At 55.0% G+C, this 15,919-nt stretch carries 11 protein-coding genes; 9 read left to right on the top strand and 2 right to left on the bottom strand.

Annotated elements, in window-relative coordinates:
* Positions 1-206: 206 nt before the first annotated feature.
* The 5 genes from purL (at position 207) to glnB (ending at position 8,775) form a co-directional block, all read left to right on the top strand.
* Entirely contained in the window at positions 207-4,097 is a 3,891-nt protein-coding gene (gene purL, locus ACXI0A_RS16510; protein ID WP_476147646.1) for a phosphoribosylformylglycinamidine synthase, read from the top strand.
* A gap of 698 nt (positions 4,098-4,795) precedes the next feature.
* Positions 4,796-6,223, top strand: a complete 1,428-nt coding sequence (locus ACXI0A_RS16505) for an ATP-binding protein (protein ID WP_476147648.1) — start codon at positions 4,796-4,798, stop codon at positions 6,221-6,223.
* 3 nt (positions 6,224-6,226) lie between these two features.
* Positions 6,227-6,898, top strand: a complete 672-nt coding sequence (qseG, locus tag ACXI0A_RS16500; RefSeq protein ID WP_476147650.1) for a two-component system QseEF-associated lipoprotein QseG — start codon at positions 6,227-6,229, stop codon at positions 6,896-6,898.
* Positions 6,899-6,900: 2 nt separating this feature from the next.
* Positions 6,901-8,232 carry a two-component system response regulator GlrR gene (glrR, locus tag ACXI0A_RS16495; protein WP_224930515.1) on the top strand — a complete coding sequence of 444 codons (1,332 nt, stop codon included), beginning with the start codon at positions 6,901-6,903 and terminating at the stop codon, positions 8,230-8,232.
* A 204-nt stretch (positions 8,233-8,436) separates the two neighbouring features.
* Positions 8,437-8,775 (top strand): nitrogen regulatory protein P-II, encoded by a 339-nt coding sequence (glnB, locus tag ACXI0A_RS16490; protein WP_039329891.1) that lies wholly within the window; start codon positions 8,437-8,439, stop codon positions 8,773-8,775.
* 49 nt (positions 8,776-8,824) lie between these two features.
* On the opposite strand, the gene hmpA is transcribed toward glnB, so the two are convergent.
* A complete protein-coding gene (gene hmpA / locus ACXI0A_RS16485) occupies positions 8,825-10,009 on the bottom strand; it encodes an NO-inducible flavohemoprotein (RefSeq protein ID WP_476147652.1) in 1,185 nt (394 codons plus the stop codon).
* 337 nt (positions 10,010-10,346) lie between these two features.
* Between hmpA and glyA the strand changes: the two genes are divergently transcribed.
* Both glyA and ACXI0A_RS16475 read left to right on the top strand, forming a co-directional pair.
* The gene (gene glyA, locus ACXI0A_RS16480; RefSeq protein WP_224930521.1) at positions 10,347-11,600 is read left to right on the top strand and encodes a serine hydroxymethyltransferase; all 1,254 of its coding nucleotides are present in this window, start codon (positions 10,347-10,349) and stop codon (positions 11,598-11,600) included.
* A 151-nt stretch (positions 11,601-11,751) separates the two neighbouring features.
* On the top strand, positions 11,752-12,888 hold the full coding sequence (locus ACXI0A_RS16475) for a 3-phenylpropionate MFS transporter (protein ID WP_476147654.1): 1,137 nt from the start codon (positions 11,752-11,754) through the stop codon (positions 12,886-12,888).
* Here ACXI0A_RS16475 and csiE read toward each other — a convergent pair.
* The gene (gene csiE, locus ACXI0A_RS16470; RefSeq protein ID WP_476147656.1) at positions 12,885-14,153 is read right to left on the bottom strand and encodes a stationary phase inducible protein CsiE; all 1,269 of its coding nucleotides are present in this window, start codon (positions 14,151-14,153) and stop codon (positions 12,885-12,887) included. The two genes, ACXI0A_RS16475 and csiE, sit on opposite strands and share 4 nt — an antisense overlap.
* Positions 14,154-14,309: 156 nt before the next feature.
* Here csiE and ACXI0A_RS16465 point away from each other — a divergent pair, with 156 nt between their 5' ends.
* Together ACXI0A_RS16465 and ACXI0A_RS16460 are read left to right on the top strand one after the other, a co-directional pair.
* Positions 14,310-14,936: a DUF1007 family protein gene (locus tag ACXI0A_RS16465; RefSeq protein WP_476147658.1), complete on the top strand. Its 627-nt coding sequence runs from the start codon at positions 14,310-14,312 to the stop codon at positions 14,934-14,936.
* Positions 14,927-15,910, top strand: a complete 984-nt coding sequence (locus ACXI0A_RS16460) for a HoxN/HupN/NixA family nickel/cobalt transporter (protein ID WP_476147659.1) — start codon at positions 14,927-14,929, stop codon at positions 15,908-15,910. The genes ACXI0A_RS16465 and ACXI0A_RS16460 overlap by 10 nt, the downstream gene beginning before the upstream one ends.
* Positions 15,911-15,919: the final 9 nt, after the last annotated feature.

Raw genomic sequence — 15,919 nt, 5'->3', positions numbered from 1 at the left:
CTCCCAGAGCGAGGGGCATTTTGCGCAACAAAGCGCAGCAGGGCAACTTATATAGCAAGAATTGTGCAAAATTCAGCCAAATGCTGTGTGCCAGATTTTATGCGCAAACGGTTTCGTAACCCGCGCGCTTTCTCTATAATACCGCCCGTTTTCCCTGTTGCGCCCAATGAAGCGTCGCCCGGCGCTTCAAAGACGAGAGATCTTTGATGATGGAAATTCTGCGTGGTTCGCCCGCTCTGTCGGCATTTCGTGTTAATAAACTGCTGACCCGCTTTCAGGACGCTCACCTGCCAGTGAGTGATATTTACGCCGAGTACGTCCATTTTGCCGATGTCAGCGCACCACTCAGTGCGGATGAACATGCCCGCCTGCAACGTCTGCTGAAGTACGGTCCTTCTCTCGCCGAGCACGCGCCACAAGGGCGTCTGTTGCTGGTGACGCCGCGTCCCGGCACCATTTCTCCGTGGTCTTCAAAAGCCACCGACATTGCCCACAACTGCGACTTGCCTCAGGTTCTTCGCCTTGAGCGCGGTATGGCATTCTATGTGCAGGCACCACAGCTGACTGAAGCGCAATGGCAACAGCTGGCCAGCCTGCTGCATGACCGCATGATGGAGACCGTGTTTGGTGACCTGAATGATGCGCAGCAACTGTTCGCACACCACGAGCCACAGCCGCTGAAAAGCGTGGACGTGCTGGGTGTGGGTCGCATTGCGCTGGAACAGGCCAATACCACGCTGGGCCTGGCGCTGGCCGATGACGAAATCGACTATCTGCTGGATGCTTTCACCAAACTGGGCCGCAATCCGAACGACATCGAGCTTTACATGTTTGCTCAGGCAAACTCAGAGCACTGCCGTCATAAAATCTTCAACGCCGACTGGATTATCGACGGTGAAAAGCAGCCGAAGTCGCTGTTTAAAATGATCAAGAACACCTTTGAACATAACCCTGAGCACGTGCTGTCTGCTTATAAAGACAATGCCGCTGTGATGGAAGGTTCAAAGGTGGGCCGCTTCTACGCCGATGCGCAGAAGGGCGAATACACCTTCCATCAGGAAGATGCGCATATCCTGATGAAGGTTGAAACCCATAACCACCCAACCGCAATTTCACCGTGGCCTGGCGCTGCGACCGGTTCCGGCGGTGAAATCCGTGATGAAGGTGCTACCGGACGTGGCGCGAAACCGAAAGCGGGTCTGGTCGGTTTCTCCGTCTCCAACCTGCGTATTCCGGGCTTTGAACAGCCGTGGGAAGAAGATTTCGGTAAGCCGGATCGTATTGTCACCGCGCTGGATATCATGACCGAAGGCCCACTGGGTGGCGCAGCGTTCAACAACGAATTTGGCCGTCCGGCATTGAACGGTTACTTCCGTACCTATGAAGAGCGCGTGAACAGCCATAATGGCTCAGAACTGCGTGGCTACCATAAGCCGATCATGCTGGCGGGCGGTATTGGTAACATCCGTGCTGACCACGTGCAGAAGGGTGAGATCGTTGTTGGCGCGAAACTGATCGTACTCGGTGGCCCTGCGATGAACATTGGTCTGGGCGGCGGTGCAGCCTCTTCAATGGCGTCTGGTCAGTCTGATGCGGATCTGGATTTTGCATCGGTACAGCGTGACAACCCGGAAATGGAGCGTCGTTGCCAGGAAGTGATCGACCGTTGCTGGCAGCTGGGCGAAGCCAACCCGATTCTGTTCATCCACGATGTGGGTGCAGGCGGTCTGTCTAACGCGATGCCAGAACTGGTCAGCGATGGTGGCCGTGGCGGTAACTTCAACCTGCGTGACATCCTCAACGATGAGCCAGGCATGAGCCCGCTGGAAGTGTGGTGTAACGAATCCCAGGAACGTTACGTGCTGGCAGTGGCACCGGCTCAGCTGGCGCTGTTTGACGAGCTGTGCAAGCGTGAACGTGCGCCTTATGCGGTGATTGGTGAAGCCACCGAAGAGCTGCACCTGAACCTGGCGGATAGCCACTTCGATAACAATCCTATCGATATGCCGCTGGACGTGCTGCTGGGCAAAACGCCGAAGATGACGCGTGATGTTGCCACTCAGCAAGCTAAAGGCGATGCGCTGGTGCGTGACGGGATTACCGTGGCTGACGCCGTTAATCGCGTACTGCATCTGCCAACCGTGGCAGAGAAAACCTTCCTGATTACCATCGGTGACCGTTCGGTAACCGGTATGGTGGCGCGTGACCAGATGGTCGGCCCATGGCAGATCCCGGTGGCCAACTGTGCAGTCACCACCGCCAGCCTGGACAGCTATCACGGCGAAGCCTTCTCACTGGGCGAACGTGCGCCAGTAGCCTTGCTGGACTTCGCTGCCTCAGGCCGTTTAGCGGTCGGTGAAGCGCTGACCAACCTGGCCGCCACCTCCATTGGTTCCCTGCAGCGCGTGAAGCTGTCTGCGAACTGGATGGCTGCAGCGGGTCACCCAGGCGAAGATGCCGGTTTGTACGCGGCAGTGAAAGCGGTTGGCGAAGAGCTTTGCCCAGCGCTGGGAATCACTATCCCGGTCGGCAAAGACTCGATGTCGATGAAAACCCGCTGGCAGCAGGGCACTGAAGAACGCGAGATGACCTCACCGCTGTCGCTGGTCATCACCGCCTTTGCACGTGTAGAAGATGTGCGTCGCACCGTGACGCCTCAGCTGCAAGCAGACCAGGATAACCTGCTGATGCTGGTTGATCTGGGCAACGGCGCTAACACCCTGGGTGCTACCGCGCTGTCACAGGTCTATCGTCAGTTAGGCGATAAGCCAGCCGACGTGCGTGATGCATCTCAACTGGCGGGCTTCTTCAACGCCATTCAGGCGCTGGTGGCCGAGCAGAAACTGCTGGCTTACCATGACCGCTCAGATGGCGGCCTGCTGGTAACGCTGGCAGAAATGGCCTTCACTGGCCACTGTGGTATCGAAGCCGACATCGCCGCGCTGGGCAACGATGCGCTGGCAGCACTGTTCACCGAAGAGTTGGGTGCAGTGATCCAGATTAATGCAGCCGATCGCGCCGCCGTTGAGCAAGTGTTTTCCGACCATGGCCTGAGCAGCAATGTACATGTGATTGGCCAGGCGCTGCCGGGCGATCGCTTTGTGATTCGTTCTGGTGACAGTGCGGTGTACAGCGAAAGCCGTAATACGCTGCGTACCTGGTGGGCAGAGACCACCTGGCAGATGCAGCGTCTGCGTGACAACCCAGCCTGTGCCGATCAGGAACACGAAGCGAAGAAAGCCGATAACGATCCAGGTCTGAACGTCCATCTGACCTTCAAGCCAGAAGAAGATGTCGCTGCACCGATGATCGCCACAGGTGCGCGTCCACGTGTTGCCGTGCTGCGCGAGCAAGGCGTGAACTCCCACGTTGAGATGGCGGCTGCCTTCCACCGTGCTGGTTTCACCGCTGTCGATGTGCACATGAGTGATCTGCTGGCGGGCCGCCGTGGTCTGGAGGAGTTCCAGGCGCTGGTAGCATGCGGTGGCTTCTCTTACGGTGACGTATTAGGTGCAGGTGAAGGTTGGGCGAAATCGATTCTGTTCAACGGCCGTGTGCGTGACGAATTCGAAAACTTCTTCCACCGTCCACAGACGCTGGCGCTGGGCGTGTGTAACGGCTGCCAGATGATGTCGAATCTGCGTGAGCTGATTCCGGGTAGCGAACTGTGGCCACGCTTCGTCCGTAACCAGTCAGAGCGTTTTGAAGCACGTTTCAGCCTGGTCGAAGTGGCTGCGAGTCCATCGCTGCTGCTGGACGGCATGGCCGGTTCCCACATGCCTATCGCTGTTTCACACGGTGAAGGTTTCGTGGAAGTGCGTGATGGTGCACATCTGGCCCAGCTGGAAAGCAAAGGTCTGGTGGCGCTGCGCTTCGTGGACAACTTCGGTAAAGTCACCGAAAATTATCCAGCCAACCCGAACGGCTCGCCGAACGGTATCACTGCGGTAACCAACGAGAGCGGTCGCGTCACCATTATGATGCCGCACCCAGAGCGCGTGTTCCGCACCGTGAGCAACTCCTGGCATCCGGCAGAGTGGGGCGAGGACAGCCCGTGGATGCGTATCTTCCGTAACGCACGTAAGCAACTGGGCTAAATTAGCCAGTAGCATCAGAGGCCGCCGCAGGGCGGCCTTTCTTTTGCCCGGCTGGTCCAGACTCACTCACTCACTCACTCACTCACTCACTCACTCACTCACTCACTCAATCAATCAATCAATCAATCAATCAATCAATCAATCAATCAATCAATCAATCAGGTACTTTGAGCTGGCTTGCGAAAACTGTCTGAAATCGGCGACAAATGCGCAGGTAGAGTGTCGCTAAATGGTGACATTTAAATCATTGATTTATAATGCCTCAATTTTTCATCTTTGAACTCGTTGCTGATCAGCGACACTTTCATCAGACCAGCCGGTCCGCTTTTTCTTAAAATACTGCGGCACACCTCGCATTACTCTGATAATTAATGCTATTTCATTTCTGGCACGATAGTTGCTATACTTACTTCGTTGCTCATTCACCTGTCTATGATTGCCCCGCACTGCGGTTGAGCTCATAAAATTCGAATGACGCACCAAACGGAGCCTGCCGTCCACCCAACCGATAATCGCTTGCTTTGCAACGTTATCAAGCATCGGACGCAACGTTGAGTTAGGCTCCACCTATTCTGCAAGCGATGCTGCGGCGTCGCTCTCACGGCAGCCCAAAAGGGCTGCCGTTTTCCTTTCTGTACTTTCTTCCCTTTTGATACTTCGTTAGCATGCCAGCAGCTCACATTTAAGGAAGCGCGGTAGTGAAGAGATGGCGTCTGTTTCCCCGATCCCTGCGGCAGTTGGTCTTGATGGCTTTTTTGCTGGTCCTGTTGCCATTGCTGGTGCTGGCCTGGCAAGCCTGGGAGAGCCTGTCTGCGCTCAGTAATCAGGCGGCGGATACCAACCGCAATACCTTCACTGACGTCCGCCGCAGCGAGGCGATGGCGCGCACGGCGCTCGAGCTGGAACGCAGTTATCGTCAATATTGCGTGTTAGGTGATGCCACCTTGCAAAAGCTCTATCAGACGCAGTGGACGCGATACGGGCAGATGCTCACCAGCCATGCAGATAGCCTGCCGGATCTTCCTTCCTTCAAAGCGCTACAGGAGACCTTGCCGCAGCTCGCAAGCGTGCAGTGTGATAATGGTAACCCAGTGGCAAAAGCCGCCACGGCTCTCGAACATTTCTCAGATGCCAATGCGCAAATGGTGCAGGCGACGCGTGAAGTAGTATTTTCTCGCGGCTTGCAACTCCAGCGTGAAATCGCCGACCGCGGCCAGTTTTTCGGCTGGCAGGCGCTGATTCTTTTCCTGATTAGCCTTGCGCTAGTATTGCTGTTTACCGGCATGATTATCGGCCCGGTAAAACGCGTAGAACGGATGATTAACCGACTGGGGCAAGGCAAAGCGCTCGGTGACAGCGTGAGTTTTCGCGGTCCGCGTGAAATCCGCTCACTTGGCCAGCGTATCGTGTGGCTTAGCGAGCGTCTGAGCTGGCTGGAGGAGCAGCGTCATGAATTTTTGCGTCATCTCTCGCACGAACTGAAAACCCCGCTTGCCAGCTTGCGTGAAGGCACGGAATTATTGGCCGATCAGGTGGCTGGGCCGCTCAATCCGGAACAGCAGGAAGTGGTGGCAATCCTCGACACCAGCAGCCGTCATCTGCAACGTCTCATCGAACAACTGTTGGATTACAACCGCAAACTGGCGGATGGTCCGATGGCGCTCGAGCCGGTGGCGCTTCATGACATCGTTGATTCGGTCGTTAAAATCCATTCATTGCCCGCCAGTGCGCGTCAGATCACCACGCATGTTGATCTTCAGGTGGCGCACTGTCTGGCAGAGGCAACATTGCTGCAAAGGGTCATCGATAACCTCTATTCGAACGCCGTGAACTACGGCAGCGAATCCGGTAACATCTGGCTGCAGAGCCAACAGAAAGGCAACCAGGTGTGGATTGAGGTGGCGAACACCGGCACACCGATTCCGGCTGAAGAGCAGGCGATGATCTTTGAGCCCTTTTTTCAGGGCAGCCAGCAGCGTAAAGGGCCAGTTAAGGGCAGCGGGCTGGGTTTAAGCATCGCCAAAGATTGTCTGCGCAGGATGCAAGGCGATTTGCAATTGGTAACGCGCAAGGATGCGGATGTCTGTTTTCGAATCATTTTGACGACCAGTGCCGGGAATGCCTGATTAATGAAACACACCCTGATTAAAATTTTTAGCTGCGCGTTGGTGGCATTCGGCTTGAGTGCCTGCCAGACCGCGCCGACGAGCAGCGCGTTGCACGACGGCACCAATCTTCCTGAGCCGGAAGTGCGGCTGCCTGATTATCTGGCAACCGATTGTCAAAACGTATGGAAGATTGAATCGCCAGCTGCGATGAGCAATCCACTTTACTGGCAGCGTGCTATCGACTGCGGCGAGCGTTTATCGCCTGCGGAAGCCCGGGCTGAAGCGCGTCGCTGGCCGGTTCAAGGCTGGTCGCGTGCTTTTAAACAAGGCATTCTGCTGGCAAATGGCAATGTGACGCCCTTTGAGCGCCGCCAGTTCGTCGATACGTTAGATGGTTACAGCGCATCCTATCCTGCCTCCGTGCGCCCGTTATTGATTTTGTGGCGCAGTAACCAGGCGGCGCAGTTGGCATTAAGCGCTGAACGCAGCCGCTATGCTGCACTTCAGCAAAGTCACGATTCCGAGCTGGATGGCCTGCGCCAGCAGCAAACCAAATTGCGGCAATCGCTGGAGGATACTCAGCGTAAGCTTGAGCGCCTGACTGACATCGAACGCCAGCTGTCGTCTCGTAAACCGGCGGACAGCAGCGACACATCGCACGGTGCCAGTGATGCACAAAGTGAGGATCAGTGACCATGAAACAGTCTGCACGTTTACTGCTGGTGGATGATGATCCTGGCCTGCTGAAGCTGCTCGGGATGCGTTTAAGCAGTGAAGGTTTTCAGGTGACCACCGCCGCAAGTGGCCCGGATGCTTTGCGCCAGTTGCAAAAAGAGAAAGTTGATCTGGTGATCAGCGATCTGCGCATGGATGAAATGGACGGGCTGGCGTTGTTTGGCGAAATCCAGAAACGCCATGCAGGCTTGCCGGTGATCATTCTCACGGCACACGGCTCTATTCCTGAAGCGGTTTCCGCGACGCAGCAGGGCGTGTTCAGTTTCCTGACGAAGCCAGTGGATCGTGACGCGCTGTATAAAGCCATCGATGAAGCGCTGGCACAGCGTGCGCCAGTCAGCGATGACACCTGGCGTGAAGCGGTAGTAACGCGCAATCCTCAGATGCTGCGTTTGCTGGATCAGGCGCACATGGTGGCGCAATCCGACGTTAGCGTGTTAATCAATGGCCAGAGCGGCACCGGCAAAGAGGTGCTGGCACAGGCGATTCATGCCGCCAGCCCACGTGCAAATAAGCCGTTTATCGCCATCAACTGCGGTGCTTTACCAGAGCAACTGCTGGAATCTGAACTTTTTGGCCACGCCAAAGGGGCCTTCACCGGCGCCGTGAGCGCGCGAGAAGGGCTGTTCCAGGCGGCAGAGAGCGGCACGCTGTTCCTTGATGAAATTGGTGATATGCCGCAGGCGTTGCAGGTCAAACTCCTGCGCGTATTACAGGAGCGAAAAGTACGTCCGCTCGGCAGTAATCGGGATGTCGATATCAACGTGCGTATCATCTCTGCCACCCATCGCGATCTGCCAAAAGCGATGGAGAAAAAGAGTTTCCGCGAAGATCTCTACTATCGCCTCAATGTGGTGAATCTGAAAATACCGGCGCTACATGAACGCGCTGAAGATATTCCGCTGCTGGCGAATCATCTGCTGCGCCAGTCGGCTGAACGCCATAAACCCTTCGTGCGCAGCTTCTCAGTGGATGCGATGAAACGTTTAGTGGGAGCCAGCTGGCCTGGCAACGTACGTCAGCTGGTGAACGTGATCGAACAGTGTGTTGCGCTGAGCACGTCACCGGTGATCAGTGATGCGCTGGTTGAGCAGGCGTTAGCGGGTGAAAATACCGCGTTGCCGACTTTTGTTGAGGCTCGCAATCAGTTTGAGCTGAACTATCTGCGCAAGCTGCTGCAGATGACCAAAGGAAATGTCACTAACGCCGCGCGTCTGGCTGGACGTAACCGTACTGAATTCTATAAGCTGCTGTCACGCCATGAGCTGGACGCCAGTGAATTTAAAGAGTAGCTTGCTGCGGCATATTGATTCATCCATTGACTACCCTAAATAGTTCGGGTTGCAGGATGGCGGCACACGATAACTTTCCGATGAACTGATTCAATTTAGTGATTCGGGTGAAAGAGAGCAGCCAACCCCTCTGCGACTTGAAGTAGGACGGGTTATACTATTTGTTATCCGTCCATCATGGAGGGAGTGAAAAAAGGATCCGTCATGAAAAAGATCGATGCAATTATTAAACCATTCAAACTCGATGATGTGCGCGAAGCTCTGGCCGAAGTGGGCATCACCGGGATGACGGTCAGTGAAGTAAAGGGCTTTGGTCGCCAGAAAGGCCATACTGAGCTGTATCGTGGTGCAGAGTACATGGTCGATTTTCTGCCAAAAGTGAAAATCGAAATGGTGGTAGGTGATGACATCGTCGACACCTGCGTTGAAGCCATTATGAAAACCGCGCAGACCGGTAAAATCGGCGACGGCAAAATCTTTGTGTTCGATGTGGCGCGCGTGGTGCGTATTCGTACCGGTGAAGAGGATGAAGAGGCGATTTGAGCCCCTTCGCTAGCCTGTTTAAAAGCCTGCATTGCGCAGGCTTTTTTGTTTACAGCACTTTGTGTGGGCCAAAGACTTCATAATGGATGCGATCGGCACCGACGCCGGCATCAACCAACTGACGCGCGACAAACTGCATAAATGGCAGCGGTCCGCACAGCCAGAACTGGCGGTCAGCCTGATTCAATTCGCTGGAAATGCCCGCGAGATCCATTAATCCCCGCGCATCATAACGGCCACTGTCCTGGCTTTCAGGCTGGCGATACCAGATATGGCTGGAGAAGTGTGGCAGGCGTGCGCCTGTGGCTTGTACTTCATCCGCAAAAGCATGCTGCGAACCACATTCGGCCGCATGCAGCCAGTTAACCGCGCCCGCATACTGCTGCTCGGCCAGGCTGGCTAACATCGCCAGCATCGGGGTTTGACCCACACCCGCAGAAATCAGCGTGATCGGCGCTTTTGCTTCAGTCTGCAGATAGAAATCACCCGCTGGTGCAGCACATTGCACAATATCACCCACCTTCGCATTAGCGTGGAGCCAGCCAGAAACGCTGCCGTGCTCCTCGCGCTTCACCGCAATACGGTAGGATTTAGCGTTGGGTAAATGGGTGAGTGAATACTGGCGATGCTGGATATTCTCATTACCTTCAGGTCGCAGACTAACGGCCAGATATTGTCCGGGCAGAAAATCGGCTACGGGCTGACCATCGTTGGGTACCAGTTCAAAGCTTTTGATCACAGAGCTTTCATTGTTGATAGCGCGGATACGGAAGTCACGTGCGCCACGCCAGCCGCCGACTTTCTCTTCCGATTCGCGGTAGATAGCCTCTTCACGCTGGATAAAAACATCGGCAAGCACGCCGTAAGCTTTTCCCCACGCCTGCAAAACGTCATCGCCGGGATTAAGAAGCTCTTCGATGGTCGCCAGCAATGTTTCACCCACCACCGCATATTGCGCCGGCTGAATATTCAGGCTGGTGTGTTTCTGCGCAATCTTCTCTACCGCCGGCAGCAGCACCGCCAGATTCTCCAGGTTGCTGCCATACGCAACAACGGCATTAAACAGCGCCTCACGCTGATTACCGCTGCGCTGATTATTCATATTGAAGACGTTTTTCAGTTCCGGATGTTGCGTTAATAAACGCTGATAGAAATGTCCGGTGAGTTGCGGGCCAAGCTGAGCAATAGCGGGCAGGGATGACTTAACGGTAGCGATAGTTTGCGCATCTAGCATGGTGAATGCCTCACAGTGAAGTTAAACATGTATTTTAAATACATCTTATGATCGTTCACCTGGCCTGTAAATCCCCTGTTTTGCTTGCGGGTTAAGCACTGAAGCTGGAAGCTGGCCCACAAACCTGAAAAATATTCCCCTCCAGCGTGAGCAAATATCGTGATTTACAGGCTTGCAAAAATGCGTAAAAAACCCGTTCCAGCGCCGTGCCAATCGTTTGCGTAAAAAGAGGGGATTGGCGCTACCGTCACCTGTCAAAACCGTTTACACTGTTGGCCTTCGCCCCTTGCCGGGGCTTAAACTGCCGTTAAAAAGTTAGCTAGTCAGGAGATGCCGGATGTTAAAGCGTGATATGAACATTGCCGATTATGATGCCGAGTTGTGGCAGGCTATGGAGCAAGAGAAGGTGCGTCAGGAAGAGCACATTGAACTGATTGCTTCTGAAAACTACACCAGCCCACGCGTAATGCAGGCGCAAGGTTCACAGCTCACCAACAAATATGCGGAAGGGTATCCGGGCAAACGCTACTACGGCGGATGTGAATACGTTGATATCGTTGAGCAGCTGGCCATCGACCGCGCCAAAGAGCTGTTTGGCGCAGATTTTGCCAACGTGCAGCCACACTCTGGTTCTCAGGCTAACTTCGCGGTTTACACTGCGCTGCTGCAGCCGGGCGACACCATCCTCGGTATGAACCTGGCGCACGGTGGTCACCTGACCCACGGTTCTCCAGTGAACCTGTCTGGCAAGCTGTATAACGTCATCCCTTACGGCATCGACGAAACCGGCAAAATCAACTACGACGAACTGGCTGAACTGGCTCAAACCCATAAGCCAAAAATGATCGTGGGTGGTTTCTCCGCTTATTCTGGCGTGTGCGACTGGGCAAAAATGCGCGAAATCGCTGATAGCGTGGGCGCATACCTGTTCGTTGACATGGCGCACGTTGCCGGTCTGATCGCGGCTGATGTGTACCCGAACCCGGTTCCACATGCTCACATCGTCACCTCAACCACCCACAAAACCCTCGCGGGTCCACGTGGCGGTCTGATTCTGGCGAAAAACGGCGACGAAGACCTGTACAAAAAACTGAACTCCGCGGTGTTCCCGGGTGGTCAGGGTGGTCCGTTGATGCACGTAATCGCTGGTAAAGCGGTGGCGTTCAAAGAAGCGATGGAGCCAGAGTTCAAATCTTACCAGCAGCAAGTGGCTAAAAACGCCAAAGCAATGGTTGAGGTTCTGCTGGAGCGTGGCTACAACATCGTTTCAGGCGGTACTTATAACCATCTGTTCCTGATCGATCTGGTGAGCAAAAACCTGACCGGTAAAGAAGCGGATGCTGCTTTGGGCCGTGCCAACATCACCGTTAACAAAAACAGCGTACCAAACGATCCGAAGAGCCCGTTTGTGACCTCAGGTGTTCGTATCGGTACCCCAGCAGTCACCCGTCGTGGCTTCAAAGAAGCAGAAGTTCGCGAACTGGCTGGCTGGATTGCTGACGTGCTGGACAACATCAACGACGAAGCGACCATCGAGCGCACTAAGCAGAAAGTGCTGGATATCTGCGCGCGTCTGCCTGTGTATGCCTGATTTGGCACGCTGATGTGATGAAAGAGGATGGCGCTGGCCATCCTTTTTTTATGCGCGCTATCCGACCTTTTATTTCACTTTTTCCCAAGCGTCTGACAAAGTAGCGGCCCAACGGGCTGCGGGCGCAGCCGACATGCCTGTGGGAGGCAAAATGACCATCGGATCGGCCAGATGGCTGGGACTCAGCTACTTCACCTACTTCTTCTGTTACGGCATCTACTTACCTTTCTGGAGCGTCTGGCTCAAAGGTATTGGCTTGGATGCTGAAAAAATCGGCCTGCTGCTCGGTTGCGGTATGGTGGCGCGATTCGTTGGCAGTTTATTGATTGCCTCGCAGGTCAAAAATCCTTCTCAGCTGATTGTCGCTTTACGTTTACTGGCCTTAATGACGTGCCTGTTTGCTGTCGGATTCTGGTTTGGCGGCCAATGGTTATGGCTGCTGCTGGTCATGGTGGGCTTCAACCTGTTCTTCTCACCGCTTGTGCCGTTGAGCGATGCGCTGGCAGCGACCTGGACACAGCAAATCGGCCTTGCCTATGGCCCGGTGCGTTTATGGGGATCGCTGGCGTTTGTAATTAGCTCCGCACTGACCGGCATGTTAGTCAGCGCATGGTCATCACAGGCGATTTTGGTCTTACTGAGCATGGGTGTGCTGGTGATGCTGTCTGGCATGATGCTGCCGCCGGAAACGCGCCCGCAGGGCGATGCACGGCAGGGAGCCAGCGGCGGGTGGTCGGCGTGGCGCGATCTGCTGCGTGAGAATGCGGTGTGGCGCTTTATGTTGTGCGTGACATTGATGCAGGGGGCGCACGCGGCCTATTACAGCTTCAGCGCCATCTGGTGGCAGGAGGCGGGTTACTCGGCCACCGTGATTGGCTATTTATGGTCGTTGGGTGTGGTGGCCGAAATCGTGGTCTTTGCTTTCAGCAACCGACTGTTCCGCCGCTGGAGTGCCCGTGATCTGCTGCTGCTTTCGTGTGTCTGTGCGTTAGTGCGCTGGGTGATGCTGGGATCCAGCACCGCGCTGCCACTGTTAATCGCTGCGCAGATTCTGCACTGTGGCAGCTTCACCGTGTGCCATCTTGCGGCGATGCGCTTTATCGCCGCGCGTAAGGGCGCTGAGGTGATTCGTTTGCAGTCACTTTACTCTGCGCTGGCGATGGGCGGCGGGATTGCGGTGATGACGATGATCAGCGGCGTGCTGTTTACCCATTTACAGGGGCATCTGTTCTGGGTGATGGCACTGGTGGCGCTTCCGGCACTGTTCCTGCGTCCTCGCGCCGCTTAAGCTTCCAGCAATTGACGAATACGCTGCTGCTGATGATAGCTCAGCGGCAGCTCAGCATGGATCAGCGGCGGTGAAAACAGCGGTAAAGACGTGGCGTAAGGTGTGATCACCAGCGCCACGTCACGCGGTGCACCTTCACGCTGAAAGTGCAGCATATCCTGGTAAGTAATGTTGATCGGCAGCAGCGTTATCTCGCGGATTTGCTGCTCCAGCAATTGTTCCATTGCCGCATCCGCGCCGGTCAATAGCAGCACCTGCTTTTCCTGCAGTGCACTCTCCTGCATCAACCAGGCACCAAATAATACCGCCACCAGACTCACTTCCTCTGCGCTGAATTGCGTACCGAAATCACTGCTGAAGTGGTACAGCGCACGTTCGGTGGTGCGCAGCAAACGCGGATAAAGGTGCGCCACATCCAACGCCACACTGTTATCGATGCCAATGGCAAAGTGGCTGCGATCCAGCGCCTGCGCCAGATGAGTGAACAGCTGCAATTTCAGCTGGTGATGGTTCTTGATCCGCGTCTGCGCCAGCTGTTCAAAACGGGCAATTAACGCTTCCACCGCCAGCATGAGCTTCTGCGATTGATGGTCATCAAGCTGATGCCCATCCGGCGCATGGATCAAACTAAACAGCAGCGTCCAGAAGTCGGTTTCGCTGACGTGCGGTGCCAGATGGCAGCGTTTCTGCCAGTGGTGAATGACATCATCGGCGGCAGCACGCTCGGTTTTAGCTGACAGCCACGTCCGCTGTTTTTCACTAAACAGTGCATTTTGCCGTTGGCACAGTGCGTATTTCATAAAGATTTGCAGAAACAGGCGATCGCGCGGGGTGAAATTGCGGGCCAGTCGCAGGCTGCAATGTTGAATCAATGCCTGCAGATTGGTTTCATCCCACAGCGCTTTTTCGATATTGAGTACTTTCAGGCGTTGACGCAGCACGGGAGCAAAATGCTCGCAGACGAAATCCTGCGACAGGCGCAGCGCGCGTCGCAGCCAGTGGAGCAGGCAGAGCCGCCTGTCCAGTTCCGTCCCATGTATGCGGAAGCTGCCATCCACCATCTGGTGTAACTCCAGTTGATGGAAGCGCTGTATCTCATCACCGACATCCGCGATATCCTGTCGTGAGACAACAGGATCAACACCATTTAACTGGCAGAGCTTTTCAAGCGTTAGCGCGGGAGCAGGCAGAAACAGTAGCAATAGCAGATGGCAACGACGCTGGGCACGGCTGAAGAGTGGTGCAGATGAAGGTGCAGAACTCATCAATAGTATTATCCGCGGGTCATTTTTGAGCTAAGAATAGCTAACTCCGCGCGGTAACCCTTCACTTTGTCGTGACTTTTGCTCAGAGCTTTTAGGCGGGTCACAGTTTTTCTGGACCAGTATAATCTTCACTTGAGAATTGTTACTTTATAACACATGAAAATTGCACTCATTCCCTTTACGCTGTTGTTCAGCGCTGCAGCCTGGTCACATCCGCACAGCTTTATTGATATGAAAAACGAGTTTGTCAGTGAGAATGATCATCTGACGGGCATGAAGATGGTGTGGACCATGGATGAAATTACCTCAGCCGATCTGCTCTACGATGCTGGAAAAGCGAAACCCGGGGATGTGGTATGGAAAAAGCTGGCGGCGCAGGTGATGGCGAACGTGTTGGGGCAACACTACTTCTCAGAGGTGTGGCAGGACAAAACGCGGGTGAAGTTCCTGAATTTGCCCAAAGAGTACAATTTGTCGCGCAACGGCAACAAAGCGGTGCTGGAGTTTATTGTGCCGTTTGGCGAACCGCAGTCGCTGAGTGCGAAACAGTATCGTATCCAGACCTTCGACCCGAGCTACTTTGTTGATATGTATTACGATAACCCACAGGCATTAACCATGGACGACGGCGTGAAAGCACACTGCCAGATAGACTTTCACACCCCGAAACCGGATGACTCGCTGAAGCAATATGCGTTGTCACTGGATAAAGCCGATGCGCCGCCGGAAGACATGGATCTCGGCCAGCAATTCGCGCAGACGGTCACCCTGACATGTCATTGATTTCACTGCCTTCTCGATCACGCAGACTGTGGCCTCTTTGGTTGCTGGCCATAGTGATGCTCGCTGCCGGATTTACCCTGTGGCAGCACTGGTCGCAAATATTGCTACAAAGCGTGCTGTGGCAGAAAGTCCTGAATCGCGAGATGACTCAGCTCCTGCAGCAAGTGGCAGAGCAGCCTCAGCAGGCGGGCGTGACCTTAATGCTCTTCAGCCTGGCGTATGGTGTGCTGCACGCATTAGGCCCTGGCCACGGTAAAGTGGTGATCAGCACCTTTCTGGCGACGCATCCCGCGAAGCTAAAAACCAGCATGAAACTGACGCTTCTGGCCGCGCTATTGCAAGGTGGCGTGGCAATTGGTTTGGTAACAGTGATGCTGGTGGTATTACAAACCTCATCGCGGCAAATGCATCTCGGCAGTTACTGGCTGGAGAAGGGCAGTTATCTGCTGGTGATGGCATTAGGCATCTGGGTCGGCTGGCGTGCGCTGCGGACATTATTTCCGCTATTACGTCCCGTGCCGGCGAAGATTCAGATTCACGCCATTCGCCCGCATCACCAGCATGATGAGCACTGCGGATGCGGTCATGCACATCTGCCGAGTGCGGAACAGATGGAACGCGCAGTAAGCGGCAAAACCCAGGCGCTGGTGGTGTTCTCCATGGGCATGCGCCCGTGTTCTGGCGCCATCATGATGCTGCTGTTTTCCAAGGTGATTGGGGTTTATGCGTGGGGCGTTGCCTCTGCGGTGGCGATGGCCATCGGAACCGCGGTGACCGTTTCGGCAATGGGCTTTCTGGTACAGCGGTCGCGGCGCTTAGCTGAGAAGCTGGGTGCGGCAAACGGCGATTCGCAACGCGCGAAAGTCGTGATGTCTGCACTGGCGTTAATGGGCGGGGTGGTGCTGGTGTTAGCAGGGTGGTTACTGTGGCAGAGCGCACAGCCGATGATGAGTAGCGGGTTACGTCCGTTTTAACGGCGTAAA

This window comes from Pantoea sp. C1E2 (genome assembly GCF_056491465.1).
This window is presented reverse-complemented; position numbering and strand designations above follow the sequence as displayed.